The sequence below is a fragment of the Rhodobacter sp. 24-YEA-8 genome (genome assembly GCF_900105075.1).
GTDB lineage: Bacteria > Pseudomonadota > Alphaproteobacteria > Rhodobacterales > Rhodobacteraceae > Pseudogemmobacter.
Genome location: NZ_FNSK01000001.1, coordinates 1,239,640 through 1,265,483, shown reverse-complemented (window position 1 = coordinate 1,265,483; position 25,844 = coordinate 1,239,640). Strand labels below are relative to the sequence as shown.

Below are 25,844 nucleotides of genomic sequence, written 5' to 3'. Positions count from 1 at the left end.
TCTTTTCTCAGCAGGAAATCCCGACAGCTCTCAGCTGCTCGGCGTTGACCATTGAAAGACCGATCATCTTCTGAGCCTGAGCCGGTGAAATCGCTGACTGCGGTATGAACCCGCCTGCCTCGATCTTCTCAGCCCACCACGCCAGAACCTCGACCTCGCGCTGATCATCGAAACCCGTGTCCGGTTTCGCGGCGCCCGGTTCCCTTACGGGTTTATTTACTGGTTTGTGTCCGACAGCCCGGACACGGCTTTTGCTGATTTCCGGACACGGCTTTTGCGAAATTTCGGACACGGCCCGTGTCCGGTCTGCCGGACGCGGACTGGCCGATTTTCCGTGTCCGGATTTCGGACCCGGCTCTTGTGCCTCGCTCATCTCAAAGCCCAGGATGTAGCGGGTCGGGCGCTGGCGCCGGGTGCGCTCATCAATGCTCTGGTGCCGCTGGATCAGGCCCCTTTCCTCGAGGTTTGCCAGCGCGACGTTGACCGTCGAGCGAGCCATCCCGCACGCTCCGGACAGAAACTTCTGTGTCGGGAAGCACCCCTGGGCAGCGTTGTGACAGTCGCATAGATGGAACAGCACCCGGAACTCGGCATGAGAAACCTCATCCGCCCGGAGCGTAGAAAGCCAGTTTGTGGCAGCGTGGCTCAAAGCCTGCCCCCTTCCGTTACATCCTCGCAGCGCCCTTCAACCAGCGCGCCCGGCACATCACCGGGCCGCTCAAGGCGTCTCATGCGTTGAATTTTGGTGGCCTCATGCCGCCGCGCCTCGCCGGCAGCGCTGCGAAGATCGAACCCCATCGCCTCGCGCAGCTCAGCCGCAAAGGCATCCCATGAGGAATAGGCGCGGTTCATGCCTCATCCCCCTGTTCACAACAGGTTGAGGTGGGAACCAACCCGCCCACCACACGTTGTCTCATCAGACCGTCACACTGTCCCGTGACCTGTCTGTTGAACTGCCTGTATGACTGCCGGGGCGCCGAGCTGCGTCCCGGTTTTTTTTGGATCGCCCGTATGGGAACCAATTTAGTCACCACCTGTTTGAACATCAGGCGGCCGCAATCTCCCTCGGCCTGTCGTCTTCCCTGACCGACCGGGGCGCTCAGGGAATGGGGCGCCCCGTTTCTTTCCCATGGGCAGTTTTGCCTACGCAACGATGCCATCTTTCCCGAGCACCAAATCGCCTCTAAATTGCGGTTATTGTTGGTGTTTACGATTTCCCTGTTGAGCTTGTTTTTCAGTGACGAGAGAGCCGCCCTTGCGCATGTCGCGATGGCGGCTTTTTTGTTGCGCACCATCTCACCCCCTCCCCTTGTCGTGGGTGGGGAGGGAGAAGGGCAGTCCAGTCCATCGCGCCTCCATGCGCGTTTCCTGCTCCAGCCCCATGTCCTGCATAGTGACATGGCCGCTCGTTTGCAGGCCGGCCATGAAGTCCATCACCTCGCCATTGAGCGCGTTGCACCCAAACCGGACCGGATCGCCCGACATGAGCCAGGCGACAACTTCCTTTTGCCAAAGTTCCAGATCACCCATCTAGCGCTCCTCCCCTTCCCTGGGGGCGGTGAGGGTGAACATATCGACCGGCTGGCGATATGCCTCCCGCAGCCTGCGGCAAGCGGTTTCGAAATGCCCGGCATGAACCTCGATCCCGATTGCCTTCCGCCCTGCGCGCGCCGCCGCGACCAGCGTGGATCCAGATCCCATGAATGGGTCAAGGATCACGCCAGGCACCTTGGCGATCAGCATAGACATGAGGCCGACCGGCTTTTCATTCGGGTGCTGGCGCCCGTTTTTCGCCATGCTCTGGACCGGCGGGCAGTAAAGGACCGAGCCGCAATCACGCCGTCCGGTGAAGCCCTTGCCGAGAACATAGATTTCCTCGTGATCAGGCTTCCACGGAATATCCAGGGCGCCCATACCGAGCGCACCGCCCTTGTCCCAGATCAGCACCTGACGGGTGCCATTTGGGCGATCAATCTTCCATGTGCCGAAAACCAGCGTTGGTACCTGATCGGAGAAAAGGCAGATCAGATCGCGGGCGCGCGTGTCGCGGTCGCCCCTGATCTCGCGCTCTTCGCCCCAGAGGTCATCGGTGGCATGCCCGCTCTGGTACCCCATCCCATAGGGAACATCGGACACGATGCTGTCGAAGCCGAACAGGATGGGCGCGATCTTTGTGGCATCACCCAGGATCAGCCTGCAGTCGCCTATGCGCTCTTCGCGAATGATGCTCATTCCCGCTCCTCCCCTTCCCTGGGGGCGGTGAGGGTGGCGAGAAAGTCACCCTGCGCTGGAAAAGGCTCAAGCGTTTCCGGGTTGATACGCTGCCATCGGCCATCCTCGAATGAAAGGTGGCCGCCGGGCAGGCTTGTGTATCGCTGAGGCATAAGGCCCCAAGTGCTGATTTCGACCGTGGCGGGATGGCCGTCGATCATAATCAGATCCGCTACCGCCTTACGGTTCGCGCCTGATCCCTCAAAGGATGCAGAAACGATCTCGCGATATGCGGGCGGCACCCCATCAGGTAGGCAGGCCTGCAAGCGATCTGCGATAAAGTCCTGAGCCTTCATCCCGCTTCCCCCTCTGTCAGGGCGGCGCGGATGCGGCGATCATGCTCGACCTGCGCGGCGGCGGTAGCTGCGTCATAGCTGACATACGGGATCATCTTGTTGGCATGGCCATGGACGATCCGGCACATGTGGAAGGCGCCATTGACATGGGTGACCTCGAAGAAGCCACCAACCAGATCGTCAGCGCGCCAGAAGCCGTTTTTGCCTTCCCATTCAAGAGCGCGAACCGGCCCCGGCTTCACCTCCCCGACAGGGCGGGAGCGGAGGGTGGTGATGGCAACCTGACTGGCGGGGTGCAGCTTCTTGCGTCCGTTCAGCATGATCCTGATCGCATTGTCAGGATCTGGGGTCATATGGACGCAGCTGCGCGCGACCACAGCAGCCTGTTCGACGGCGACATTCCACACATCATCCAGCAGCGCTTCCAGATCCACCCCGGTGCTGACCGGCGCGGGGGCGGCGGGAACCAGACAAACAGACTTGATCTGTGTCAAAGACACATTTGACCTGTCGGCACTCTGATGTGCGCTGTTGTAAACAGTGCTGTGGCCGTCGCCAGCATCTCCACCTTGCAAGGCGGCGGCCTTTTCTTCTGCTCGACGCAGAGCCGCCTCCCCCTGTGCCTGAGAGGCGGGGAGAGAGGCGAGACGAGCAGGAGCCTGATCCAGTTCACTGCCGCCAGACAGCCAGGCGAGGTCGAGAAAGAGCAGGCGACCGATTTCACGGCGGCGCTCAGTCTCCCCAAAATTCAGACCCTCGGCAGACGGATGGTTGCCACGCTTCAGCTTGAGCCAGTCGTCGCACTCCTGAAGCAGTTCACCCGCCGCGTCATACCAGACCGAGATCAAAGCGCGCGGAATGCTGATCAGGTCGCCCTCGGGCGTGGGGGGTGAGGGTAGCGCCCTTTCAGCCAGTCCGGCCGAGGACGCCGCAGCGGCGAGCGCCCCAGGGTGGTGGCCGGGGATGGCGGAGGAACCACCCTCCCCCAAACCTGCGCCGGCGGCGGCTACAGTGAGATCTGCGCCGGTGTTTTGCTCGGGATGATCTGACATATCGGCCCCCTATCGTCTGGTGACGGGTTCCCGGGTGTCGCGGTGAAGAACCCTGCCACCCGGCTGAATTATGAAGTTTTTCGCGTTCTGCCCGCCGACCGGTCGGCTGGACTTCGGCTTGAGGCCGAGGTGATTTCCACGAACGCGGGCGACCTTCGCCTTGAGCGCCACATCGGCGGCGGTTTTCTTGCCGTGGCATGGGCCGCAAAGCGCCTGCAGGTTGCTCTCGCGGTTCTCGCCCAGATTGATCAGGGCGGTAATGTGATCGAATTCCGGGCGCAGCTGTGCGCAGAAATCATTGCGGCATTCCGCGCAGCGACCATCCTGCGCATCGAGGATGCGGGATTTGACCCACGATGGCACAGCCGTGTCTGGCGTTTTGCCGATCCATTCCGGGTGCTTGCGGGCGGTCGGGGTCATATCAGCACCGCCCCAGCATCAACCGGCGCGAACTCGCCCGGCTCGGCCGGATAATCGCCGTCCCGTTCAAGATTGCCCCGGCAAGGCGCGATCCAGCGGAAGCGGGTTACAGAGCCCTGATACCGCGACCGCCAGATGATCCAGCAATAGGCCGTGGCAGTTGTGCCGCCCGGCCCCGCCAGCTTGCCGCGATGCATCGGCACCCTTTCCGTGAATTGCAGAACATCCGACGGCGGCATTACCGAAAACAGGTCGCGATACCGACCAACGCCCTCAAGGAACGCGCTGCGGACGATCACTGCGATGCCGTGCCGGCTGGTGCGCAGGCCGCGCTGGATGAACTGCTCAGCCAGGCGGAAAGGCGGGTTCATCACGGTCCAGTCGACCAGTTCGGGATCCGGCCCGAACAGGTAATCGCGCACCGGAAACCCGGCGCCGTAATCATGGACATCAGCGGCATCGACAGTCGCAAAATACTCACACAGCACCCGCACCATGTGCCCTCTGTTGGCGCAGGGCTCGCGAGCGGCGAGCATCAAAGGGTGTTCCTCAGCACACTCAGCCGAAATCTTAAGCCACTCACACAGGGCGCGCGTTGCCCAAGGCGGCGTCGGGAAATCGTCGAGGCTGTCATGCGGCTCGACCCTGCGCTGCATGACGGCCGTCGAGACGTTTTGACCCTTGGGCGCAGCGGCGGTCACTGACCCGCCCTCCGGCGCTCAATTTCTCTGGTCAAAAACTTTTGCAGCGGGATCAGCCTGCTGGCTGCCTCCCTGGGTACGAACGAAACGCCGGTCAGCGCCATGATCGCGGCGCTGACCCCTGCCCTGATTGCTCCCAGAAGCCAGATCATCCTCTGCCCTCCAGGAAGTCCTGGAACGGGCGACCAGCCAGCGCCACGACATCACCCGAGGGCCTGTTGATCCCCTGCCACCAGTTCAGCGCGGTCTGATACCGGACACCGAACGCCACCGAGACCTCTTCGGGGTTACGGTAGTTTTCGTGAAGGAAATCAGACCAGAAACCGGCGAACCGCGCCCGGAAAGAGCGAGGCTCAAAAACTTTTGACCATGACATTTGTGTGGGTCCTTCCCCATGTTGAGCGCAGGAGACGCGATCAACCGGGTTTGGATGGGAAAGGGACGAGGGCGCTGTGTGCTTCATCACGCAGCGTCCTTTTCATCTTTAGGAGGGAGCACTTCGAAGGAGAACAGGGAGCGAGGCGGTGGCTCGACCCCAATCTCTGACGCAAGAGCCAGTAGCGCCGAATACCAGCGCGGAGGCAGGGAGCCTGCTGTCACGTATCCATGAAGCGTCGAGGATCCCATGCGAAGCCGAGCGGCCACCGCGCGGTAGCCACCAAGAGCATCGATAAAGGAGCGAGCATTTTGATACATACCGCATCTTACAATCTGATTATTTCAGATCGTCAAGATCAGATTGCGATGCTGTTCGATTTTTTCAGATCAAACCGTTAGAAGTCGGGTCATGGATATCGAAGAAAAAGAGCGCATCGCGCGCTTCCGAGACACATCTCCCGAAGCGATAGCGCTGCGGCTCCGCGCAGCCAGGTCACTTGTGGCCGAACAACAAAAAGACTTCGCCGCGCTACTGAACATCAATCCAAAGACCTACCACTACCAAGAAAAAACCGGCGCGCCATCATTCCAAGTGCTTGATTATCTCTACAGAAACGCCCGAGTGGGCCCAAACTTCGTCATCATCGGTGAGATGCTTCCGCTCCCCGGCGACGTTCAGCTCGCATTGATAGCCGCTCTCCAGCGCGCCAACTGACAATCGGCCACAGGACTCGCTGCGGATTTATCCCAAGTTTGTGCAGCAGCACGATCAGCCGAATCGTGATCCTCAAATCCTCTCCTCCCATTCATCCGCTCACGCAAAGCGCGAGTGGCGCTGAGATATGCGACCATCATGCGGCATAATTCTGTCTGAAAAAATCAGATTGCAAGATTGACAGTCTGATTTTTTCAGATCAATGTCCACCCCCATCGCAACCCGATGGAGGCCACCCGTGCCCGACTATCGCCCTTCCCAGATCGAGCGCGCCCGACGGATGCTGGCGCGCCCCGATCCTGCGCTCTCGCCCGCCGAGCAGGCCTTTCAGGAGCGCAAAGCCCGCCACGTCCTGAAATCGGCAGGTGTCCCGGTTGACTGTATAATCCTCCAGCTGCCCAGCAGCGTGGCCGAGGCCGGGCTGAGCAACCGCCGCCTCGATCAGCACCCCGGCGGTGCCGCATGAGCGCCCGCTGGTATTACGAGACGGTCTCGCCCGAGGGCCGCTGGATGCCGCATCTGGCAGAGACCCGCCCCGAGACCGTGATCCATGGCGGGCATTTGCGCCTGCAACCCGCCAGCGGCAAAGGCCTCGGCCCGCGCATCCGCGCGCTGTCCAGCATCCACCCCGGCCTGGCTGATCGCAGCGTCGAGGAATTGCAGGCCATTCTCTCGCCCGACATCAACGGCGCCGCGGTGAACCCGCCCAATCCGGGAGCGGCCGCATGATCCCGCGCATCTCTTACGCCCGCGAGGTCAGGCGCTTTCTGTTCTGGCGCCGCTTCTGGCAGGCGATGGATCACCTCACCACCATCGCAATCGTGGTCTTCCTCGCCATTCTGGTCGTGATCAGCGCCCGGATGATGCTGACCACCCTTCTCTCCCTCACCTTCCCCGGCACCCCGCCGGGATGCTGCTGAAAGGATCTGGCATGTCAGCGCCTGAACTGAACTTCCTTCAATTCGTGCAAACCTTTCGCCGGGGCGAGTTGCTCGACGACTGCAACCAGAAACTCAACGAGTTGATGGACGCGATCGGTGAAACCGGAAAGAGCGGCAAGCTCGCCCTGACTTTCGATTTCAAGATCGCGAAGGGTGGCCACCTTGAGGTCACTGCCACGCCGAAGATCTCGAAGCCCAGCCAGGCGATCCCGCCGGGCATCTATTTCACGAACGATCAGAACCGGCTCACCCGGCGTGACCCGCGCCAGATGGACATCGAGGACGAGATCGAGCGGCAGCGCGAGCGTGACCGCGAGACCGGCTGACCGCATCCACCTTTCCCTTTCCACCCTCAAAGGAGCCTGCAATGGCCAAAGAGAACCAGACCGAGACCGAGACCGATGGCGAACTGATATCGCCCCTCACCCTCGGCTTCGATGTGCGCAACCCCGGGGAGACACTGGAAACCGTCATGAAGGCCGCGCGAATGGCAGATCCGCGTCATACCGGACCGGATGATCGCGCCTATCTTGCCCTACCCGAAGGCTTCAGGCTGGTCGAGCTTTCCGATCGAGCCCAGCTGCCGCCCTGGCAAAAGCAGCGCGTGATCGTCGATGACCGCGCCTCGCTTTCGGCCTATGCCAACCGCTTCTCGGATGAGCGCTCGATCATCATCGCCGATTATGACGCACTGACCATCTCGGCCCGGCTCGACTGGCACCACGACAACCAGTCGCACAACACCGGCACCGCCGGCCCGAACGAACACAGCGTCACCCTGAAACTGCGCCCCTCCGAGGAGTTCAGCCGCTGGGATGCTTTTGTGAAGGCGAAGTTTCAGGATCAGGAGACCTTCGCGCGCTTCCTGGAAGAAAACAGTTCGGACGTGCTGCACCCCGATCCTGCAACCCTGATCGAGATCAGCCGCGACTTCGAAGCCACCGTCGGCCAGACCTATAAGACCTCGACGCGCCTCGACAATGGCGACCGCAAGATCTTCTTCGAGACCGAGAACCGCGCGTCCAACGGTGTGACCGTGCCGAAGAAGATCACGCTGAACATCCCGTTCTATAACGGCGAAGAGCCGTCTGACCTCGAGGCGTTGTTCCGGTGGCGCCCGTCTGGTGGCGGCGCAGTCGTGTTCGCCCTGGAATGGCACCGCGTCGAATATGCCCGCCGGGCACATTTCACCACCATCGCCTACGCCGCTGCCGAAGAGACCGGCCTGCCCGTCTTCATCGGTCGCGAAGCTCCCGCAGCCTGAGTTTCGCAGGCGCGAGCGGCATGCCTAGCCCCGCGCCTACTTGCCCCGGTGGCGCCCTGCCAGGTGACCACCGGGGTTTTTACCCCGACCGGGGCGGCGGGTGATCCGCCCCAACCTCCCTGTTGGACCTCTCCCGGCCAGATCAAAGGCCGGGAGCTTTTTCCCGGAACCGATATGACCCTGCATTGCGATAAGACCGGCCGCCACTGGCCCTGCGACAGCTTCTCGCAGGCGGCGCAAATGGCACCGAACCTCGGCCTGACCGACTGGACATGGTGCCAGGGCGATACCACCCCGCCCACCATGCGCGAAACCATCGCCGAGATGCGCGCCCGCCCGCGCCACCGGATTACGATGGGGATCGAGTGATGGCCCACAGCGACACTCTCCCCCGCGATTTTGGATGGGTGCTTCTCGAACTCATGGGTCACCGGCAGCGCGTCGGGCGCGCCCGTGAGGATGAGATTGCGGGAAGCCAGATGCTGCGTATCGATATCCCGACCGAAGGCGACGGCTACGCGACCGAATTCTATTCGGCGTCCGCGATTTACGCGATCCGGCCGGTCTCGGAGCAGATCGCCCGCGATCACTATGCAGCGCGCGACCCGCGCCCGCAGCGCCCGATCGATTACCAGCCCCAGATTGAAAACCACGACGGAGGCGATGATGCGTGATCATACCCCTTCCTCCCGCGTTCAGCTCTCGCGCGCCAAAGGCTCGCGCCTGCCGGCCAATACCGTGCGCTGCGACCGTTCCACCTTGTTTGGCAATCCATGGGTACCGGGCGAGCCCAGTGGCTTGCGCATCCCGAACGGATCACTGCAGGGGAAAATGGATTGGTATCCGCCGATCCCCATGAGCGAGATCCTGACGCCGGAACGCGTGGTCTCGCTTCACGCGGACTGGCTGCGCACCGGCATTCCGTTTTTGCCTGCCGGCCTGAGCGGGACCGACGTGACGCGCTGCATCGACGCCCTCGAAGAGCTGCGCACTGCAGTCCTTGAGCGCCTGCCCGCCCTGCGCGGCCAAAGCTTCGCCTGCTGGTGCAAGCCGGGATCGCCCTGCCACGCCGTGACGCTGATGGAGATCGCCAATGGCTGACCGCACCTCCATCGAATGGACAGATGCCACCTGGAACGTGCTGCGCGGATGCTCCCGCGTCTCGCAGGGCTGCGTCAATTGCTATGCCGAGGTGATGGCGGCGCGATTTTCAAAGCCCGGCCAATGGGGCCACGGGCGGGCCGAGATGGTGCAGTGCCAGGACGGCAGCGTTGACCACCGCTGGACCGGCAAGGTCGCATTCGTCGAGGATGCGCTCGACCTCCCCTTACGCTGGAAAAAGCCTCGTCGGATCTTCGTCAACTCCACGTCAGACCTCTTTCATGAATCGGTGCCGGATGACTGGATTGACCGGGTTTTCGCGGTGATGGCGCTCTGCCCGCGACACACGTTTCAGGTGCTGACGAAGCGCCCTGAGCGCGCACAGGCCTACCTTACGAATCCCAACCTGCAACGCGATATTGAGGCTGCTGCCGGCGCTTGGCTTGGGGAGGACGCTGAGTGCTTCGTCGCAAACTGGATCAACGGATGGTCCCGCCCCCAGGAAGCCTCGAGCGACAGTAACCCCGCAAACGGCACCGTTCGACGGTGGCCCTTGCCGAATGTATGGATCGGTACCAGCGTCGAGGATCAGAAGACCGCAGACGAGCGGATCCCGAAACTGCTGGCAGCGCCGGCAGCGGTCCGCTTCGTCTCGGCAGAGCCATTGCTGGGGCCGGTAAAGATTTTCAACAACGATATCGGACCTGACCCGGACGGACTCCTGTTGGATTGGGTGATTGTCGGCGGCGAGAGCGGCCCCGGCGCGCGCCCGATGCACCCGGACTGGGCGCGGGACTTACGCGACCAATGCGTCAGCGCCGGGACACCGTTCTTTTTCAAGCAGTGGGGCGAGTGGGGGCCAGCAAGCATCGACGCCAAAAAGATGCCGCAGATATCATTCGCGCCATACACACCCGCAGACCAACTCGCCAAGCACGGCAAAGCCAAAGCTGGCCGCACGCTTGATGGCCGCACATGGGATCAAATGCCGAGGGCGTTCGCATGATGCAGGCCTGCCCGCCGCTGGCTGAGGCCCTGGTCAGGGCGAACTGCGCCCATCTGATGGTGAGGGAGGAAGCGGCGTGAACAGTCAGCCGAGCATGATGATCGCCGTGGATCAGGCAGTGATGTTAAAACTGCTGGATGAAATGGCAGCGCTGCGGCGCGCGGTCGAACGGGTGAACATGACGCCGAAATCGGAGTGGATCACCATCAGCGAATGCGCCGAGCTGCTAGGCAGAACACCCAAAACTATCCGGGAATGGGTGCGTGAGGGAAAAATCGAAAGCCGCAGGCAGGGTACGGTCCTGATGGTCAAAGCGGCCTAATCGAGCCGCTTTGCCAACTCCTCCGCCGTTTCGTTATAGTAGACCTGCAACATCCGCAGATCCGAGTGGCCTACCATTCTGGCCAGCGCCAACACATCGAGCTTCTTCGAAAGGCGCGTAATCGCCGTATGCCGGCTGTCGTGGAAAGTAAGCCCTTCAGCCTTGGCGCGATCCCGAATCTTCCTCCAAAGCGCATCAAGCTGTGTGCCATCGAGACCGAACACCGGAGCCATCTTTGGCAATGCTTCAATTAGCCGGACAGCTTCGGACGAAAGCGGCACATCGCGAGCCCGGCCATTCTTCGTGTGCGTTAGCCTTGCGACCTTGCGATCGATATCAACCCTGTCCCAGGTCAAGCCGACAATCTCGCCAGCTCGCATGCCAGTCTCGAGCGCGAAGCGGAAGGCGTGGTATGCCCTCGCCGTAGCCAGCGTCAGGTCTTGCCCTGCTGCATGAAGAAGGCGGACCTCCTCATTCGCGGTCACCAGCCTGTCGCGCGGCTGAGGCTTTGGCGGCTTCCTTACATCCGAAAGCGGGTTGCTGGAGATTGTGCCCCATTCCTTCCGCGCAACATTTAGAGCCGACGACATCAATTGCATTTCACGGATAACAGATCCAGGCGCCACCTGTTTCAACCGGCGTTCGCGCCACTCCGCAAAGTCAGAGGCTTTGAGAACAGCCAAGCGCACCTTGGCCAGGTCATCTTTGCAAAGCGCAGCGATGCGGATCGTCTCCCATCTCTCGCCACGCTTCTTGATTGACACCTCTTCTGCGTAGCGCTTCAGGAGGTCCCCGAAATCCCCATGATCTACCGGGGCTTCCGCCTCCTGCAGAATCATATACTCTTCGCGCGCCGCCCACTCTTTGGCAGCTGTCTTTGTTGGAAAAACCTTAGACAGACGGCGCCCCTGGCGGGCGACCTCGGCTCGGTAGTTACCTGATGGGAGTTTTCTGAAGCTGGCCATTTACGCACGTGCGGTTTCAATGCGTAAGAGCATCCGGAAAACCCGGCAAAATGGCAACCGATCACCGAACGCTGAAACGAAAAAACCCCCGGATTTCCCATAATCGGCGGGAAACCGGGGGTTCATCAAACTGATCTGGTGCGGATGAAAAGACTCGAACTTTCACTCCGGTTAAGGAACAGCGACCTCAACGCTGCGCGTCTACCAATTCCGCCACATCCGCACTTTCAGATCAGCTGTCGGGTATTTAGCTTTACTCTCGGGCGAAGGAAAGGGGTAATTTCAACTTTCTCAGGCCTGAGGTGAACTTTCTTTGCGCCGCCATTTGTTCAGCCTTTCCGAAGGGTTACCCCAGGATCATGCCCCTGCCCGGCGCCCTGTCCCTGTCTTTTCCAGAACTGCGGTCTGATCTGCCACCGCCGGTTGCCTGCGCCGCCTGGTTCATGGCAAAAGAGCGGTGCGGGGATCACAGGATCTGCCCTGAACCGCGCCCTGCCCGCCCGATGCGCGGCCCCGTGTCCCGTCTCTCAACCGCCGGAAGGCCCCCTGCCGTGACCGAATGGACCCATATCCCTGGCCTTGCGCCCTATGCCGAGACACTTGCCCGGATGGAAGCACGTGCCGGTGCCATAGCCGCCGGCACGGCGGATGAGGCCGTCTGGCTGCTGGAGCATCCGCCGCTTTATACTGCCGGCACCTCGGCACGTCCGGCAGATCTGGTGCAACCCGACCGTTTCCCGGTCTTTGCCGCCGGGCGTGGCGGGCAATATACCTATCACGGGCCGGGCCAGCGGGTGATCTATACCATGCTCGATCTCAAGAAACGCGGCGGCCCGAATGGCGGCGATGTGCGCTGTTTCGTGCGTGCGCTGGAGCGTTGGGTGATCGACACGCTCGCGGAATTCGGGGTGAAGGGTGAGATCCGCCCCGGCCGCGTCGGCGTCTGGGTCACGCGCCCCGACCGCCCGCCTGCCCCTGATGGCAGCCCGGCAGAGGATAAGATCGCGGCCATCGGCATCAAGATCCGGAGGGGGGTCAGCTTTCACGGCATCTCGATCAATGTCGAGCCGGATCTGTCGCATTTCACCGGCATCGTGCCCTGCGGCATCCAGGACCACGGGGTGACGAGCCTTGTAGATCTGGGCCTGCCGGTCAGCCTGAACGACCTCGACGCGGCGCTGATGCGCCATTTCGAACCCGCTTTCACCTTTGCCTGTGCCCCCGACTGATCGACACCCGGATCAGCCGCGCGGGTCTGCAAAGCCACATGATGTGCGCGTACCAGATGCCCGCTATTCCCCTCTGATCGGAACAATCAGCTGCGATTCTGATGGCTGCATGCTGCAACCGGTCAACCCGGTATCGTGGCACTGGTTCTCCGTGCAGGGATTCGCGACCGAATTTCCCGATACCGTCCCTGCCGCGCGCAAACAGAAAAAAGGCCGCCCCGAAGGGCGGCCCTTTCTCTTCAATCCATTCACCGGTCCGCTCAGTCGAGCATCGGCAGCAGCTGGTCGATCGACTTTTTCGCATCGCCATAGAACATCCGCGTGTTCTCTTTGTAGAAGAGCGGGTTCTCGATGCCGGAATAGCCGGTGCCCTGGCCGCGTTTCGACACAAAGACCTGCCGCGCTTTCCAGACTTCCAGCACCGGCATGCCGGCGATGGGCGAGTTCGGATCTTCCTGCGCCGCCGGGTTCACGATGTCATTTGAGCCGATCACGATGACCACATCGGTCTCGGGGAAGTCCTCATTGATCTCGTCCATTTCCAGAACGATGTCATAAGGCACCTTCGCCTCGGCCAGCAGCACGTTCATATGACCGGGCAGACGGCCCGCGACCGGGTGAATGGCAAAGCGCACATTCTTGCCACGGGCGCGCAGCTTGCGGGTCAGCTCGGACACCGATTGCTGCGCCTGGGCCACAGCCATGCCGTAGCCCGGCACGATGATCACCGAATCCGCGTCATTCAGCGCCGAGGCGACGCCATCGGCATCAATCGCCACCTGCTCGCCCGAGATCTCCATCGCTGGACCGGTGGTGCCACCGAAGCCGCCAAGGATCACCGAGATGAACGAGCGGTTCATCGCCTTACACATGATATAGCTCAGGATCGCGCCCGAAGAGCCGACCAGCGCGCCGACCACGATCAGCAGATCATTCGACAGCGAGAAGCCGATCGCCGCCGCCGCCCAGCCGGAATAGCTGTTCAGCATCGACACCACGACCGGCATATCCGCGCCGCCGATCCCCATGATCAGGTGATAGCCGATGAACAGAGCCGCAACCGTCATCACTGCCAGCGCCCAGAACGAGCCCGTTTGCAGATAGACCACCAGCATCACGAGCGAGATCAGCGCGGCAGATGCGTTCAGAACATGGCCGCCCGGCAGCTTCTTCGCCTTGCCATCGACCTTGCCCGCGAGCTTGCCAAAGGCAATCACCGATCCGGTAAAGGTCACCGCGCCGATAAAGACGCCAAGGAAAGTCTCGACCCGCAGGATAGAGATCTCGGCCGCAGATTTACCGATCAGGGTCGCCACAAAACCCGAAGGCGGGGTTGTCGCCAGATCCTGCAAGGATTGCAGGCCGGCCTCAGAGCCGAAGGCAAGGTTCAGCAAAGCCTCGGGATCCTGGGCGGCCCCAAGGAGCGCGCCAAGGCTCGCCATTTCGATATGGGTGTTGAAGCCGATGAACACCGCCGCAAGACCGACAAGCGAGTGCATCGCCGCCACGAGCTGCGGCATTTCGGTCATCTGGACGCGCTGTGCGACCACATAGCCCGCTGCACCGCCGGCAGCGATCAGCAGCGCCGAAAGCCACCACAGACCGGCGCCCGGGCCGACCAGCGTGGCGACTACCGCCAGCGCCATGCCAACGATCCCATACCAGACCGCGCGTTTCGCGCTTTCCTGGTTCGAAAGCCCGCCAAGCGAGAGGATGAAAAGAACAGCCGCGACAACATAGGCGGCGGTGGTGAAACCTAGATGCATCTGTTTCCCCCTCTCTTACGACTTCTGGAACATGGCGAGCATGCGCCGTGTGACGAGGAAACCGCCGAAGATATTCACCCCGGCCATCAGGACAGACAGCGCCCCCAGCACGATCACCAGCCAGTTGCCCGAACCGATCTGCAGCAGTGCGCCAAGGATGATGATCGAGGAAATCGCATTGGTGATCGCCATCAGCGGCGTATGCAGCGAATGCGCAACATTCCAGATCACCTGGAAGCCGATGAAGCACGAAAGCACGAAGACGATGAAATGCGACATAAAGCTCGCTGGCGCATAAAGCCCCGCCAGCAGCAAGAGCCCCCCCCCACGGCAAGCAGCGTGAACTGGTTGCGGGTTTGTGCTTTGAAAGCAGCGACTTCTGCGGCGCGCTTCTCTTCCGCTGTCAGCTCTTTCGCGGCTTCTTTCGGCTTTTGAACCGCGATAGCCGCAATCTTCGGCGGCGGCGGCGGGAAGGTGATCTCGCCTGCCTTTGCCACGGTCGCGCCGCGGATCACGTCATCTTCCATATTATGGTTGATGACGCCATCCTTTCCCGGCGTAAGATCGGCCAGCATGTGGCGGATATTGTTGGAATAAAGGTTCGACGCCTGGGTCGCCATACGCGAGGGGAAATCGGTATAGCCCACAATCGTCACACCATTGGCGGTCACGATCTTCTGGTCAGGAACCGTCAGATCGCAATTGCCGCCGCGCTCGGCCGCAAGGTCGATGATGACCGAGCCGCGCTTCATCAGCCCGACCATGTCTTCGGTCCAGAGCTTGGGCGCGGGCCGGCCCGGGATCAGGGCGGTGGTGATGACAATGTCGATCTCCGGCGCCAGTTCACGGAATTTCTTCAGCTGTGCGTCGCGGAATTCGGGCGAGGACGGCGCGGCATAACCGCCGGTCGCCGCGCCATCGGTCTGCGCTTCGGTGAAATCAAGATAGACGAATTCAGCGCCCATCGAATTGATCTGCTCGGCCACTTCGGGCCGCACGTCGAAGGCATAGGTGATCGCGCCGAGCGAAACGCTCGCGCCGATCGCCGCCAGACCCGCGACGCCCGCCCCCACCACCAGCACTTTCGCCGGAGGCACCTTGCCCGCCGCCGTCACCTGGCCGGTGAAAAAGCGCGGGAAGTTATTCGCGGCCTCGATCACCGCGCGGTAGCCGGCGATATTGGCCATGGAAGACAGCGCATCCATCTTCTGGGCGCGGCTGATCCGGGGGACCATATCCATCGCAACAGCGGTCACGCCTTTGGCTTTCGCCTGCTCCAGCAGTTCGGGGTTCTGGGCCGGCCAGAAGAACGAGATCACCGTCTCGCCCTCATGCAGCAGGTCAAGCTCGGCCGGTTCCGGCCCGCGCACTTTCACGACCACATCCGACGCATCCGCCACCGCTTTCGCCGAAGGCAGCACGGCGACACCTGCGGCCTTGTAGGCCTCATCGGTGAACCCCGCATTGGTCCCGGCGCCAGTCTCGATCAGACAGTCGTGACCCAGCTTTTGCAGCTGCAACGCGGAATCCGGGGTCATCGCGACCCGGTTCTCTCCCGCGAAAATCTCTTTCAAGGCACCAATTTTCAAAGTGCGTTCTCCCCCTTCTTCTGAGCAGGCGCAGTCCCAATAGCATCCCGCAATAAAATTACAATCCATACTTTTGACATGCAATTTTGTTGCGCGACATTGTGACGCAGGATCACGAAAGCGTAATCTGAGGCGGACTTTTCCCTTACCCGGCGGAAAGTGCAAGCGCTTTACGACGCTTTGGGATGGAAAAACGCCCCATCCGTTCGGGCAGGTTTCGTCGCTAGCGCTAACAGATCCTGAATGGCCGCGTCGGGTCCTGCCACCTCCGGCCTGATCCCGGATTTCCGCCCCTGTCCTCCGCGGATCACTGGCATATTTGCCCCCGACATGCGAGACCGGAACAGGCAGATGGGAGAAACGCCGGTGACCACCGATTTCAAAACAACCAGGGCCATGTTCGACCTTCCCGAAGGGGTGGTTTATCTGGATGGAAATTCGCTCGGGCCGCTGCCGAAAGCGGTCGCGGCGCGGGTGGCGGAAACGGTAACTGCCGAATGGGGCCAGATGCTGATCCGCGCCTGGAATGAGGCGAAATGGATGGAGATGCCGTCGCGCGTCGGCGACCGCGTCGGGCGGCTGATTGGCGCCGAGCCGGGCTCGGTTGTGATGGGCGATACGCTGTCGATCAAGGTCTGGCAGGCGCTGGCCGCCGGCCTCGGCATGGTGCCTGACCGGCGGGTGATCCTGTCGGATACCGGCAATTTCCCCTCTGATCTCTATATTGCCCAGGGACTGACCGGGATGCTCGGGCCGGAATACAGCCTGAAGACGGTTGCGCCCGAACAGGTCGCAGGTGCCATCGATGAGACGATTGCGGTCGTGATGATCACCGAGACCGATTACCGCACCGGGCGGCGCCATAACATGGCCGAGCTTGCGCGGATCGCGCATGAAAAGGGCGCGCTGCTGGTCTGGGATCTGGCACATTCCGCCGGCGCTTTCCCGGTGGAACTCGCCCGGGATGGCGCCGATTTCGCGGTCGGCTGCACCTATAAATACCTCAATTCCGGCCCTGGCGGCCCGGCCTTCATTTATGTCGCCCCCCGCCATCAGGCGCGGGCGCGCCCGGGGCTTGCGGGCTGGATGGGTCATGAAGCGCCTTTCGCCTTTGACCTCGACTACCGCCCCGGCCAGGGGATCGAGCGGATGCGGGTCGGCACGCCGCCGATCCTCCAGCTTGCGGCACTGGATGCGGCGCTGGATGTCTGGGAAGGGGTCGATCTCGAAGACCTGCGCCGGGTCTCGCTTGAATTGCAGGACCAGTTCATCGCAGGTGTCGAGGCCGCCTGCCCCGAGCTGAGCCTTGCCACGCCCCGCGATCACGCGATGCGCAGCAGCCAGGTCAGTTTCCGCCATCCCGAGGGTTACGCCATCATGCAGGCACTGATCGCCGAAGGGGTGATCGGTGATTTCCGCGCCCCGGACATCCTGCGATTCGGCTTTACGCCGCTCTACATTGACCAGGATGACGTGGCGCGGGCGGTTGAAATCCTTGCCCGCATCATGGCAGAGCGCCGCTGGGACCGTCCGGAATTCCGTATTCGCAGCAAGGTGACCTGAGGTCATTTGAGCGTGGATCCGGCGTTGCCGGGCGTAAATGAATACCAGATGCAGGAAATTTTGCAGTGAAGCCGGCTTTTGTCACGTTTCTGTGTTCACATCAGAGTGTCCCGCATATCACGGGACTTGACCTGCGGGCCTTGCTCCCCCACTGAAAAGCGAAGGAAATCAGTCGGCCCCTCATTCGGGTCCGGATGACAATCCCGTGTGAAAATTTAATGCGAGATCCAGATGCGAATGACCGGTTTCGTCGCCCCGCTGCGCGGTATCGCGGCCAGCCCCGCCAAAGCCGTGCTGCTTGTGGCCATGCTGCTTTCGGCCTGTGTCGATACGATGACCAGCACCGACGCCAAAGACCAGCCCGCAGCCCAGCTTATTGAACAGCCCGCGATCAGCACGGATCCGACGATCTATGCCGCGCGCTCTGACGGGACCTTCACCGTTCCCGGCCTGCCGGTCGAACAGATCCCCGAGGCCTATCGCCGCCAGGTCGTCGATTACCCGACCGATCTCGCGCCGGGCACCATCGTGATCGACCCGACGCCGCGCTTCCTTTACTACGTGCTCGGCAAGAACAAGGCGCTGCGCTATGGCATCGCCGTGGGCGCCGAGGGCTTTGGCTGGTCGGGCGAATCCATCGTCGCGAACAAGCGGCAATGGCCGACCTGGACGCCGCCGGCCGAGATGATCGCCCGCAAACCCTCGCTTGAGAAATGGCGCAATGGCCAGCCGGGCGGTCCGACCAACCCGCTGGGCTCGCGCGCGATCTACCTGACCTCGGGCGGCCGCGATTACGGCTATCGCATCCACGGCACCCCGGAATGGAAATCGATCGGCCGCAACGCCTCTTCGGGCTGTTTCCGGATGATCAACCAGGATGTGATGGACCTTTATGAGCGCGTCAAAGGCGGCGAGCGGGTGATCACCCTGACCTCGACCGGCGCGATGCCGACCGGCCTGAACATCCCCAAACCGGTGGCCCCGAAAAAACCGGCTGAGCCGAAAAAACCGGCGGCAACGCCTGCCGTGCTGCCGATGATCGGCCCGGCTTTGCCCGGCGCACCTGCCCCGGCGGCGCCTGATGCGGCAACGCCTGCGGCCGCAACCGCTCCGGTGGTGCCCGCGGATACCTTCACCGTGACCGAACCCGCTGCACCTGCCGCTCCGGCTGCGGTTGAGACCCCTGCTGCGCCAGCCACTTCGACCCCGGCGGTTGTGACGCCTGCCCCTGCAGCACCGGCGGCTCCGGCCTGCACCGGCGCCGACTGCCCGGCGAACTGAGACCTGGTCAAACGGTCCGGCCGCGCGCCGGACCTCTTCAAACGCAAAAGGCCGCCTTTCGGGGCGGCCTTTTTCATATCCGGGGGCGCCAGGTCAGCCGGGCCCGGTTTTACCTGAGCCAGGTCTCGTAATCGCTGACCAGCAGATGCGTCGGTGCGACATCTTCCTCGATCTCGGCAAAACGGCCAATCGGCTCCCGGAAGATATTGTCGGTGAGATCGTCATTCACGGTCGAGACCTCGCCGATCAGCACATCGCCGCCCTCGCCCCAGAAGGCATGCCAGTCGCCCGGCATCAGCGTGACCGATTCCCCTGGTGCAAGCCGCAGCTTATCGCCGGGACTATAGGGCCGCTCTACCCCGTCACAGCGCACAATCCCGCCGCGATCCGCAGCATAGGCGCCGGTCTCGTCGCTGCCAAACAGCTCGACCACCAGTGTCGCGCCGCCCCGGTTGATGATATCTTCGGCCTTGATGACATGGGTATGCATCGGCGAGATCTGATCCTGGCGCGAGATCAGCAGCTTTTCCGCATAGCACATGCCGCCGCCGCGCTGCAGATCCGCAAGCTCGCCATTCCGCAGCGTGAAGAGGAAAAGCCCGAGCTCGTCAAACCGCCCCTCGCCGTAATCGGTGATATCCCACCCGCAGCGCCCGGCTATGAGGCGCGAGGCGCTGTCCTTGCGGGCGCGGAACTCGTCCGGGCTCCAGCGGGCGAAGGGCGGCAGGACAAAGCCATAATGGCGGATCATCTCATCCGCTGCCGCCATGATCTCATTGATACGCGAACGCTTCATCTTTCCTCCGCTTTCGCCCTGATGCGACGCGGTCGGCGCAACTCCGGCACCGGCCGCTCCGTTTGCGCTAACCTAGCGGCGGAAGACCTGACGGAAAAGCGACATTCTGCAACGGGCGGGCCAAACCGCCGGCCCCTTCAGCACGATCAGATCCGGCAACCGGCTCAGGCAGCCCCGGCCGCCAGCGGGCGGCGCTCCGAGGCCCAGGCCCGCGCGGCCAGGCCGAATGCCTCGAAGAGGGGCCGCGACACCGGGTCTTCGCCGGCCTGCCATTCGGGATGCCATTGCACCGAAAGCGTGAAGCCCGGCGCGCCCTCGACATAGAGTGCCTCTGGGGTGCCATCCGGCGCATGGCCGTCGATCACGATACGCTTGCCCGCGCGGTTGATGCCCTGGCCATGCAGCGAATTGGTCATCACCTCTGACGCCCCGAGCAAATGATGGAACACGCCGCCTTCGGTAAAGCGCACCGGGTGCCGCAGGGCGAATTTTTCCTCCATCGTGCCTTCGGGCGGCATGCGGTGGTTCATCCGCCCCGGCAGGTCGCGGATCTCGGGAAAAAGGCTGCCGCCCATCGCGACATTGACCTCCTGAAAACCACGGCAGATGCCGAATACCGGCTGGCCACGTTCAACACAGGCCCGGATCAAAGGCAGGGTGATCGCATCGCGCGCGCGGTCGAAATCACCATGCGCCGGGGTCTCGTCCTCGCCATATTCGGACGGGTGCACATTCGGGCGGCCGCCGGTCAGCAAAAAGCCATCGCATTGTTCCAGCAGATCCTCCACCCGCGCAAGACGCGGATCGGTCGGCACGATCAGCGGCAACACGCCTGACACCTGGGCCAGGGCCTCGGTATTGATCACGCCACTGCCATGGACCTCATAGCGCCCTTCGATGTGATGCGAATTGGCGATCACACCGATCAGGGGCCGGCGGTTTATGGCGCGGGAACCGCGGTCGGGAACGGGCTGCGGGCGGGACATGACTCAATCCAATACAACGCTATAGGGGCAAGATAGCGACACGGCGCGGCGGATTGAACCTCTCTCAGCCGCACAATGAACCGTCCTGCCCTGCACAGTGCCGGAATTCCAGAACCCTGCCCGCAAATCCGGCATCGGGGCCAAAACCCACGCCTTCCCGTTATGCAGATCACCCGAGCGTGACTTGCCTTCCCCCTGCTGGAAGGCCGCATGGCTACCCTACCACACCGCAATATGGTCCACAGGAGAAAGTCAGATGTTCAAACTTCCCGCCCTTGCCGCGCTGTCGATGGCGCTTGCGGCCCCGCTCGCAGCCCCCGCCGGAGCTGAAGAAGTCCCGGCGATGGATCATTCCGCCCATGGTGCCGCGCCCGCCGCATCGGAGGTTCCTGCCTCCACCGCAGCCTATGAGGCGGCGGCGATGAAAATGCATGGCGATATGACCATCGACTACAGCGGCAATGCGGATGTGGATTTCGTGCGCGGCATGATCCCGCATCACGAAGGCGCGGTCGAGATGGCGCGGGTGGTGCTGGAATATGGCTCCGACCCAGAACTGCGCAAACTGGCCGAAGAGATCATCGCCGCTCAGGAAGGCGAGATTGCCTGGATGCAGGCCTGGCTGGAAAAGAACGCGCCCGCCGAATAAGGCCGCATCCCTGCTCCGGCGTGGCTGCGGCGGGCCTGATCCGGGGCACCCCCTCGCCGCGAAACGCTGGCGGTGAACCCCTGGCGGGCTTCTCCACAGGCCAATGCCAGCCTGCCCCCCGATCCGGTCGCGGATCGGGGCCTGAACACGTTCCCGCCACGCGGGGATATGCCGATCCAACACGCTCCTGTGGCCTCTCCCCTTGCGGCGCGGCCCGGCAAAGACAAGATCCTGGGCTGACCCGATCCCAGGCGCCTTCTCCTGCCACAGCGCCCCAGCCCCGAGAGTGCCGCCGGCGTGGAACACGAATACAGCCCTGCACGACCCGCAACTGCTTCTCCGCCGGAGAGCGCATCCCAAAGCGCGATGCCGCCGGGGCTGAGCGCCATGCTGATCGCGCTCGCCGATGACCGCAGCCGCGAGCGGGTGGCGATAGGCGACATGCTCGATATGATGCGCACCCGGGCCTTTGGCGCGCTGCTGCTGATCTTTGCCTTTCCCAATATCCTGCCTTCTCCCCCTGGCCTTGCGGGCGTGCTGGGATTGCCGCTGATCTTTCTGGCGGCGCAGATGATGCTGGGCCAGGCACCCTGGCTGCCGCAATTCATCGCAAAGCGCTCGATGTCACGCGAGGTCTTTGCCGCGATGGTGACGAAGATCCTGCCCTGGATCAGACGCGCCGAATCCCTCATGCATCCCCGGTTTGAGGCAATGGCTGGCGCGCGCGCGCAGCGGGTGCTTGGTCTTATCTGCCTGATCCTTGCCATCGCACTGGCACTGCCGGTGCCCTTTGCAAACCTGGCACCGGCTGCCGCCATTTCGGTCATCGGCCTTGGCATTTTGCAGCGTGACGGGCTCTGGATCGGGATAGGCCTGGTCGGCGCGGCTGGCGCGCTGGCCTGGGTCGCAGGGCTTGGCTATGCGCTGCTGCGCTCGCTGATCTTTGTGGTCGACAATGCCTTCTGACCGAGCCCCCGGACCAGCGAGGCTTGAGCGGCCCCGCCCTCTGGGGTAAACCGCCAGGACGGATGCGTGCTGCCAGACGCCGCAAACGGCAATTGAGAGGCACCGCCCCATGACCCCCGTTCCCGAGCAGATCGCCCCCGGGCAACTTGGCCCCGACCCGGCCCAAAGGATTGAGGTTCCGATGCCGGCGGTGGTGCCACCGGAACAGCGCGACCAGCTCTTTCGCCGCTTCTGGCGCGATTTCCTGAAACGCCGCGCCGGGCTGATGCTGCTGGCCCTGCTGGTCTCGGCGCTGGAAGGCTCGACGCTCGGCCTGCTGTCGGCAACGCTCGAACCCCTGTTCGATGATGTTTTCGCCTCGCGTTCCGAAACTGCGCTGATCTGGGTCGGGCTGGGCATCCTTGCGCTCTTCCTCTTCCGGGCGCTGACCTCGATCCTCGGGCGCTGGCTGCTGGCTCTGGTCAACTTCACCAATGCGACCGAGATGCAGGTCGCGCTGGTGCGGCATTTGCTGACGCTGGACGGCAATTTCTACCAGAAAAACCCACCCGGCTCGCTGATCGAACGCGTTCAGGGCGACACGATCGCGGCCCAGACCACGACACAGCTGGTGATCGCCGGGATCGGGCGCGACCTTGTCTCGCTGATCGGGCTTTTTGTTGTGGCGCTGATGATCGACGTGCAATGGACGCTGGTCGCTTTGATCGGCACGCCGCTTCTGCTGCTGCCCGCCATGGCGCTGCAGCGCTATGTGCGGCGCAAGACACGGCAGATGCGGGTGGAATCCGGTTTGCGTGCCACGCGGCTGGACGAGATCTTCCACGGCATCCAGCAGGTCAAGCTGAACCGGATGGAAGATTACCAGACCAGCCGTTTTTCGGGCATCGTCAACCGGATCCGCCGCGCCGAGATCAAATCGACGCTGGGGCGGTCCACCATGCCGGCGCTGGTCGATATCGTCACCGGGATCGGCTTTTTCGCAGTGCTGATCTTTGGCGGGACGCAAGTGGTCGAGGGCACCCGCACCACCGGCGAATTCATGGCCTTTTTCACCGCGATGGCCCTGACCTTCCAGCCGATCCGCAAACTTTCGGAAATCGCGGGGCAGCGCCAGATCGCGCTGGCCTCTCTGGAACGGATCTATGGGCTTTTCGACACCGAGCCGAATACCAGCCGCCCGGCGGTCAGCCACGCCCTGCCCGCGACCCTGCCGCCCGAAATCCGGCTGGAGAATGTCAGCTTCGGCTATGAGGAAACACCGGTCCTGAACGGGCTGAGCTTTACCGCCCGAGCCGGGCGCGTCACCGCGCTGGTCGGCGCTTCGGGCGCGGGAAAATCGACCATCTTCCACCTTCTGACCGCGCTGGCCGACCCGCAACAGGGCCGCATCCTGATCGGCGGCGCCGATGCCAGCGGGATGAGCCTCACCGATCAGCGCAGGCTCATTGCGGCCGTCAGCCAGGAGGCCGCGCTTTTTGACGAGACGCTCCGCGAGAACCTGATCCTTGGCCGCAACGGCATCACCGAGACCCGGCTAGAACATGTGCTTGAAGACGCGCGGGTAAGCGAATTCCTCGCCCGGCTGCCCGATGGGCTCGACAGCCTTGCCGGCCCGCGCGGCTCGGCGCTTTCGGGCGGCCAGCGCCAGCGGGTCGCCATCGCGCGCGCGCTGCTCGCAGATGCACCGATCCTCCTCCTGGATGAGGCGACCTCGGCGCTGGACACCGCATCCGAGCGCGCGGTGACCGGGGCGCTCGCGCGGGCCCAGGCCGGGCGGACGACGCTGGTGATCGCGCATCGCCTCGCCACGGTGCGCGAAGCCGATCATATCGTGGTGCTCGACCAGGGCCGCGTGATCGAGGAAGGAACCCATGACGCGCTGATCGCGGCCGGTGGCCAGTATGCGCGGCTCTATGCGCTGCAATTTCGCGACTGACCGGCGCAAGCGCCCTTTCCGCGCCCGCCCGCCGGCCCCATATTGACCGCAGACCGACCAGAGAAACCGGAACAGATCATGACCGAGACCGCCCTTGCACAGCGCCCCCGCAAAATCCTGCGGATCGAGGGTAAGGACGCGGTTCCCTTCCTTCAGGGGCTGGTGACCAATGATGTCTTGCCGCTGCAAAAAGCGCCGGGCCTCGTCTGGGCCGCGCTGCTGACGCCACAGGGAAAATACATCGCTGACTTCTTTCTGGTGCGCCGCAGGGACGACCCCGAAGGGCTGATCTTCCTCGACACCGACGCTGAGCTGGCGCCACAGGTGCAGCGGCTGCTGACGCTTTACAAACTGCGCGCTGTGGTGACGATCAGTGAGAGCGACCTGACCCTGTCGCGTGGAACCGGCAGCGCGCCGGAAGCCGCGCTGGCAGATCCGCGCCACGCGGCACTTGGCTGGCGGCTTTACAGCGATGCAGCCCTGCCCCAGGAGTCGGCCGCTCCGGATACCAAAGCGCCCCCTGCGGCCCCGGACCTGACAGACTGGAACGCGATCCGCCTTGCGCATCTCATCCCGGAATATCCCAATGAGCTGCGCCCGAATGAGACCTTCATTCTGGAACAGGCCTTTGAGCGGCTGCATGGCGTCGATTTCCGCAAGGGCTGCTATGTTGGCCAGGAGGTCACCGCGCGGATGAAACACAAGACCGAGCTGCGCAAGGGCCTCGTGCGGCTGCAGGTCGAGGGCGAGGCTGCACCCGGCACGCCGATCACCCTTCCTGACGGGCGCGAGGCCGGGCAGATCGGCACCTCGGCGGAAGGCAGGGCCCTGGCCTATATGCGCTTCGACCGCATGGCAGGCGAGCTGAGCGCCGGGACTGCAAAGCTGCGTGCCGAAAGCTGAGCCCTAAGGCCTTAGGCTGAAAACCGGCGCTTCAGATGACTTTACGCGCGGATGGTCAGCCAGACCCGCCGCCGGTTTCGGCCTGTGATTGCAGAATCGCCCGCTTTTCGCGCGGGCCTCTGCCCGGAGGCCGGGCGGAGACATCTTTTTCGATCAACAGCAAGCCGATATTCCGCCGAAACCACGCAGGCAGGCACGGCCTGAACTTGAAAAAATTCTCCCAAAGCCCATATTTCGGCGGTGCCCCCCCTGCCTGACACCCAGATTATGTGGCCATTGTTCTTAGCTATGCGTATTTCGCATGACGGGCATTCCAAACAGGGCTGCCCGAATCGTAATCAAGGCGTTACAAGCGGCAGGCGGCCCGGCAAGATCAAAAAACGACCAAGGATGTGCGTGATGCTCGATTCAATCGATAGTTCGGCTTTCAATTTCGAGCAGGGTCAGCGCGCTCGTAAGCTTTTTGCTGCTGTTGTTCTTGCGGCCCTGGATGATGCCATTGCCGATGACAAGAAATATGGCAATGGCCCGGAACAGATCGCCCGCTGGGCGCGGTCGCGTGACGGACGTGAAGTCCTGTCCTGTGCGGGTATCGACCCGAATGAACGCGTGGTCAAAGGGCTGATGGAATTCGTCGCCAAAGGGATCCGTACCTCGGTCGCGCTGAGCCGCGAAGAATCCGAGCGCCGTGCGGCCCTCGAAGCGGATCAGGCCGAAGCGGCCTGATCAAGGCGTCTCTGCACCTGGA

The 25,844-nt window shown here is 62.8% G+C and carries 33 protein-coding genes, 1 tRNA gene and 1 pseudogene; 19 read left to right on the top strand and 16 right to left on the bottom strand.

The window, feature by feature from the left end:
• Nucleotides 1-7: 7 nt before the first annotated feature.
• From BLW25_RS06405 to BLW25_RS06360, 10 genes are all read right to left on the bottom strand, one after another.
• Nucleotides 8-649 carry a helix-turn-helix domain-containing protein gene (locus tag BLW25_RS06405; protein ID WP_171909493.1) on the bottom strand — a complete coding sequence of 214 codons (642 nt, stop codon included), beginning with the start codon at nt 647-649 and terminating at the stop codon, nt 8-10.
• Complete coding sequence (locus BLW25_RS06400; protein ID WP_092897425.1) at nt 646-852, bottom strand: hypothetical protein; 207 nt, start codon at nt 850-852, stop codon at nt 646-648. Before BLW25_RS06400 ends, BLW25_RS06405 begins: the two co-directional genes overlap by 4 nt.
• Nucleotides 853-1,296: 444 nt before the next feature.
• Nucleotides 1,297-1,530 carry a hypothetical protein gene (locus tag BLW25_RS06395; protein WP_092897423.1) on the bottom strand — a complete coding sequence of 78 codons (234 nt, stop codon included), beginning with the start codon at nt 1,528-1,530 and terminating at the stop codon, nt 1,297-1,299.
• Nucleotides 1,531-2,232, bottom strand: a complete 702-nt coding sequence (locus BLW25_RS06390; RefSeq protein WP_092897421.1) for a DNA methyltransferase — start codon at nt 2,230-2,232, stop codon at nt 1,531-1,533. It lies immediately after the preceding gene.
• Nucleotides 2,229-2,567 carry a hypothetical protein gene (locus BLW25_RS06385; protein WP_092897419.1) on the bottom strand — a complete coding sequence of 113 codons (339 nt, stop codon included), beginning with the start codon at nt 2,565-2,567 and terminating at the stop codon, nt 2,229-2,231. Before BLW25_RS06385 ends, BLW25_RS06390 begins: the two co-directional genes overlap by 4 nt.
• Nucleotides 2,564-3,619 (bottom strand): hypothetical protein, encoded by a 1,056-nt coding sequence (locus BLW25_RS23905; protein ID WP_143040455.1) that lies wholly within the window; start codon nt 3,617-3,619, stop codon nt 2,564-2,566. Before BLW25_RS23905 ends, BLW25_RS06385 begins: the two co-directional genes overlap by 4 nt.
• 9 nt (nt 3,620-3,628) lie before the next feature.
• On the bottom strand, nt 3,629-4,039 hold the full coding sequence (locus BLW25_RS06370; RefSeq protein ID WP_092897414.1) for an HNH endonuclease: 411 nt from the start codon (nt 4,037-4,039) through the stop codon (nt 3,629-3,631).
• A complete protein-coding gene (locus BLW25_RS06365) occupies nt 4,036-4,740 on the bottom strand; it encodes a hypothetical protein (protein ID WP_216279341.1) in 705 nt (234 codons plus the stop codon). The genes BLW25_RS06370 and BLW25_RS06365 overlap by 4 nt, the downstream gene beginning before the upstream one ends.
• Entirely contained in the window at nt 4,737-4,892 is a 156-nt protein-coding gene (locus BLW25_RS24285) for a hypothetical protein (RefSeq protein ID WP_171909492.1), read from the bottom strand. The genes BLW25_RS06365 and BLW25_RS24285 overlap by 4 nt, the downstream gene beginning before the upstream one ends.
• The gene (locus BLW25_RS06360) at nt 4,889-5,116 is read right to left on the bottom strand and encodes a hypothetical protein (RefSeq protein WP_092897412.1); all 228 of its coding nucleotides are present in this window, start codon (nt 5,114-5,116) and stop codon (nt 4,889-4,891) included. Before BLW25_RS06360 ends, BLW25_RS24285 begins: the two co-directional genes overlap by 4 nt.
• Nucleotides 5,117-5,527: 411 nt before the next feature.
• Between BLW25_RS06360 and BLW25_RS06355 the strand changes: the two genes are divergently transcribed.
• From BLW25_RS06355 to BLW25_RS06310, 11 genes are all read left to right on the top strand, one after another.
• A complete protein-coding gene (locus BLW25_RS06355) occupies nt 5,528-5,833 on the top strand; it encodes a hypothetical protein (RefSeq protein WP_092897410.1) in 306 nt (101 codons plus the stop codon).
• A gap of 238 nt (nt 5,834-6,071) precedes the next feature.
• Complete coding sequence (locus BLW25_RS06350; protein WP_143040454.1) at nt 6,072-6,299, top strand: hypothetical protein; 228 nt, start codon at nt 6,072-6,074, stop codon at nt 6,297-6,299.
• On the top strand, nt 6,296-6,562 hold the full coding sequence (locus tag BLW25_RS06345) for a hypothetical protein (RefSeq protein WP_092897406.1): 267 nt from the start codon (nt 6,296-6,298) through the stop codon (nt 6,560-6,562). Before BLW25_RS06350 ends, BLW25_RS06345 begins: the two co-directional genes overlap by 4 nt.
• Nucleotides 6,559-6,753 carry a hypothetical protein gene (locus BLW25_RS06340; RefSeq protein WP_092897404.1) on the top strand — a complete coding sequence of 65 codons (195 nt, stop codon included), beginning with the start codon at nt 6,559-6,561 and terminating at the stop codon, nt 6,751-6,753. Before BLW25_RS06345 ends, BLW25_RS06340 begins: the two co-directional genes overlap by 4 nt.
• Nucleotides 6,754-6,764: 11 nt before the next feature.
• A complete protein-coding gene (locus BLW25_RS06335; RefSeq protein ID WP_143040453.1) occupies nt 6,765-7,100 on the top strand; it encodes a hypothetical protein in 336 nt (111 codons plus the stop codon).
• Nucleotides 7,101-7,141: 41 nt separating this feature from the next.
• Nucleotides 7,142-8,038, top strand: coding sequence for a DUF2303 family protein (locus BLW25_RS06330; protein WP_092897400.1), 897 nt, complete (start codon nt 7,142-7,144; stop codon nt 8,036-8,038).
• 174 nt (nt 8,039-8,212) lie between these two features.
• On the top strand, nt 8,213-8,407 hold the full coding sequence (locus BLW25_RS06325; protein ID WP_092897398.1) for a hypothetical protein: 195 nt from the start codon (nt 8,213-8,215) through the stop codon (nt 8,405-8,407).
• Entirely contained in the window at nt 8,407-8,712 is a 306-nt protein-coding gene (locus BLW25_RS24280; RefSeq protein WP_171909491.1) for an acetyltransferase, read from the top strand. The genes BLW25_RS06325 and BLW25_RS24280 overlap by 1 nt, the downstream gene beginning before the upstream one ends.
• Nucleotides 8,705-9,139 carry a DUF4326 domain-containing protein gene (locus tag BLW25_RS06320; protein WP_171909490.1) on the top strand — a complete coding sequence of 145 codons (435 nt, stop codon included), beginning with the start codon at nt 8,705-8,707 and terminating at the stop codon, nt 9,137-9,139. The genes BLW25_RS24280 and BLW25_RS06320 overlap by 8 nt, the downstream gene beginning before the upstream one ends.
• Nucleotides 9,132-10,145 (top strand): DUF5131 family protein, encoded by a 1,014-nt coding sequence (locus BLW25_RS06315; RefSeq protein WP_092897394.1) that lies wholly within the window; start codon nt 9,132-9,134, stop codon nt 10,143-10,145. The genes BLW25_RS06320 and BLW25_RS06315 overlap by 8 nt, the downstream gene beginning before the upstream one ends.
• A 76-nt stretch (nt 10,146-10,221) precedes the next feature.
• Nucleotides 10,222-10,467 (top strand): helix-turn-helix domain-containing protein, encoded by a 246-nt coding sequence (locus BLW25_RS06310; RefSeq protein WP_143040452.1) that lies wholly within the window; start codon nt 10,222-10,224, stop codon nt 10,465-10,467.
• Here BLW25_RS06310 and BLW25_RS06305 read toward each other — a convergent pair.
• Together BLW25_RS06305 and BLW25_RS06300 are read right to left on the bottom strand one after the other, a co-directional pair.
• A complete protein-coding gene (locus BLW25_RS06305; RefSeq protein ID WP_092897390.1) occupies nt 10,464-11,432 on the bottom strand; it encodes a tyrosine-type recombinase/integrase in 969 nt (322 codons plus the stop codon). The two genes, BLW25_RS06310 and BLW25_RS06305, sit on opposite strands and share 4 nt — an antisense overlap.
• A 136-nt stretch (nt 11,433-11,568) precedes the next feature.
• Nucleotides 11,569-11,655: transfer RNA gene (locus BLW25_RS06300), tRNA-Leu, on the bottom strand.
• A 328-nt stretch (nt 11,656-11,983) separates the two neighbouring features.
• On the opposite strand from BLW25_RS06300, the gene lipB reads away from it, so the two are divergent.
• Nucleotides 11,984-12,661 carry a lipoyl(octanoyl) transferase LipB gene (gene lipB, locus BLW25_RS06295; protein WP_216279340.1) on the top strand — a complete coding sequence of 226 codons (678 nt, stop codon included), beginning with the start codon at nt 11,984-11,986 and terminating at the stop codon, nt 12,659-12,661.
• Nucleotides 12,662-12,921: 260 nt separating this feature from the next.
• On the opposite strand, the gene BLW25_RS06290 is transcribed toward lipB, so the two are convergent.
• Nucleotides 12,922-14,427 carry an NAD(P)(+) transhydrogenase (Re/Si-specific) subunit beta gene (locus tag BLW25_RS06290; RefSeq protein WP_092897388.1) on the bottom strand — a complete coding sequence of 502 codons (1,506 nt, stop codon included), beginning with the start codon at nt 14,425-14,427 and terminating at the stop codon, nt 12,922-12,924.
• A gap of 15 nt (nt 14,428-14,442) precedes the next feature.
• A pseudogene (locus BLW25_RS06285) lies at nt 14,443-16,016 on the bottom strand (Re/Si-specific NAD(P)(+) transhydrogenase subunit alpha).
• Between the two features lie 366 nt (nt 16,017-16,382).
• On the opposite strand from BLW25_RS06285, the gene kynU reads away from it, so the two are divergent.
• On the top strand, nt 16,383-17,579 hold the full coding sequence (kynU, locus tag BLW25_RS06280; protein WP_290438664.1) for a kynureninase: 1,197 nt from the start codon (nt 16,383-16,385) through the stop codon (nt 17,577-17,579).
• Nucleotides 17,580-17,810: 231 nt separating this feature from the next.
• Complete coding sequence (locus BLW25_RS06275) at nt 17,811-18,860, top strand: L,D-transpeptidase (protein ID WP_216279339.1); 1,050 nt, start codon at nt 17,811-17,813, stop codon at nt 18,858-18,860.
• Between the two features lie 109 nt (nt 18,861-18,969).
• On the opposite strand, the gene BLW25_RS06270 is transcribed toward BLW25_RS06275, so the two are convergent.
• Nucleotides 18,970-19,656 carry a D-lyxose/D-mannose family sugar isomerase gene (locus BLW25_RS06270; protein WP_092897384.1) on the bottom strand — a complete coding sequence of 229 codons (687 nt, stop codon included), beginning with the start codon at nt 19,654-19,656 and terminating at the stop codon, nt 18,970-18,972.
• Between the two features lie 164 nt (nt 19,657-19,820).
• Complete coding sequence (locus BLW25_RS06265; protein ID WP_092897382.1) at nt 19,821-20,642, bottom strand: gamma-glutamyl-gamma-aminobutyrate hydrolase family protein; 822 nt, start codon at nt 20,640-20,642, stop codon at nt 19,821-19,823.
• A 256-nt stretch (nt 20,643-20,898) separates the two neighbouring features.
• Here BLW25_RS06265 and BLW25_RS06260 point away from each other — a divergent pair, with 256 nt between their 5' ends.
• The 5 genes from BLW25_RS06260 to BLW25_RS06240 all read left to right on the top strand — a co-directional run bounded on the left by BLW25_RS06260 (nt 20,899) and on the right by BLW25_RS06240 (nt 25,822).
• Entirely contained in the window at nt 20,899-21,291 is a 393-nt protein-coding gene (locus tag BLW25_RS06260) for a CopM family metallochaperone (RefSeq protein WP_092897380.1), read from the top strand.
• 387 nt (nt 21,292-21,678) lie between these two features.
• Complete coding sequence (locus tag BLW25_RS06255; protein ID WP_171909489.1) at nt 21,679-22,257, top strand: exopolysaccharide biosynthesis protein; 579 nt, start codon at nt 21,679-21,681, stop codon at nt 22,255-22,257.
• A 181-nt stretch (nt 22,258-22,438) separates the two neighbouring features.
• Nucleotides 22,439-24,193, top strand: a complete 1,755-nt coding sequence (locus BLW25_RS06250) for an ABC transporter ATP-binding protein (RefSeq protein ID WP_092901625.1) — start codon at nt 22,439-22,441, stop codon at nt 24,191-24,193.
• A gap of 78 nt (nt 24,194-24,271) precedes the next feature.
• A complete protein-coding gene (locus BLW25_RS06245; protein WP_092897376.1) occupies nt 24,272-25,096 on the top strand; it encodes a CAF17-like 4Fe-4S cluster assembly/insertion protein YgfZ in 825 nt (274 codons plus the stop codon).
• A 399-nt stretch (nt 25,097-25,495) separates the two neighbouring features.
• Complete coding sequence (locus BLW25_RS06240) at nt 25,496-25,822, top strand: DUF6280 family protein (protein WP_092897374.1); 327 nt, start codon at nt 25,496-25,498, stop codon at nt 25,820-25,822.
• Nucleotides 25,823-25,844 lie beyond the last annotated feature (22 nt).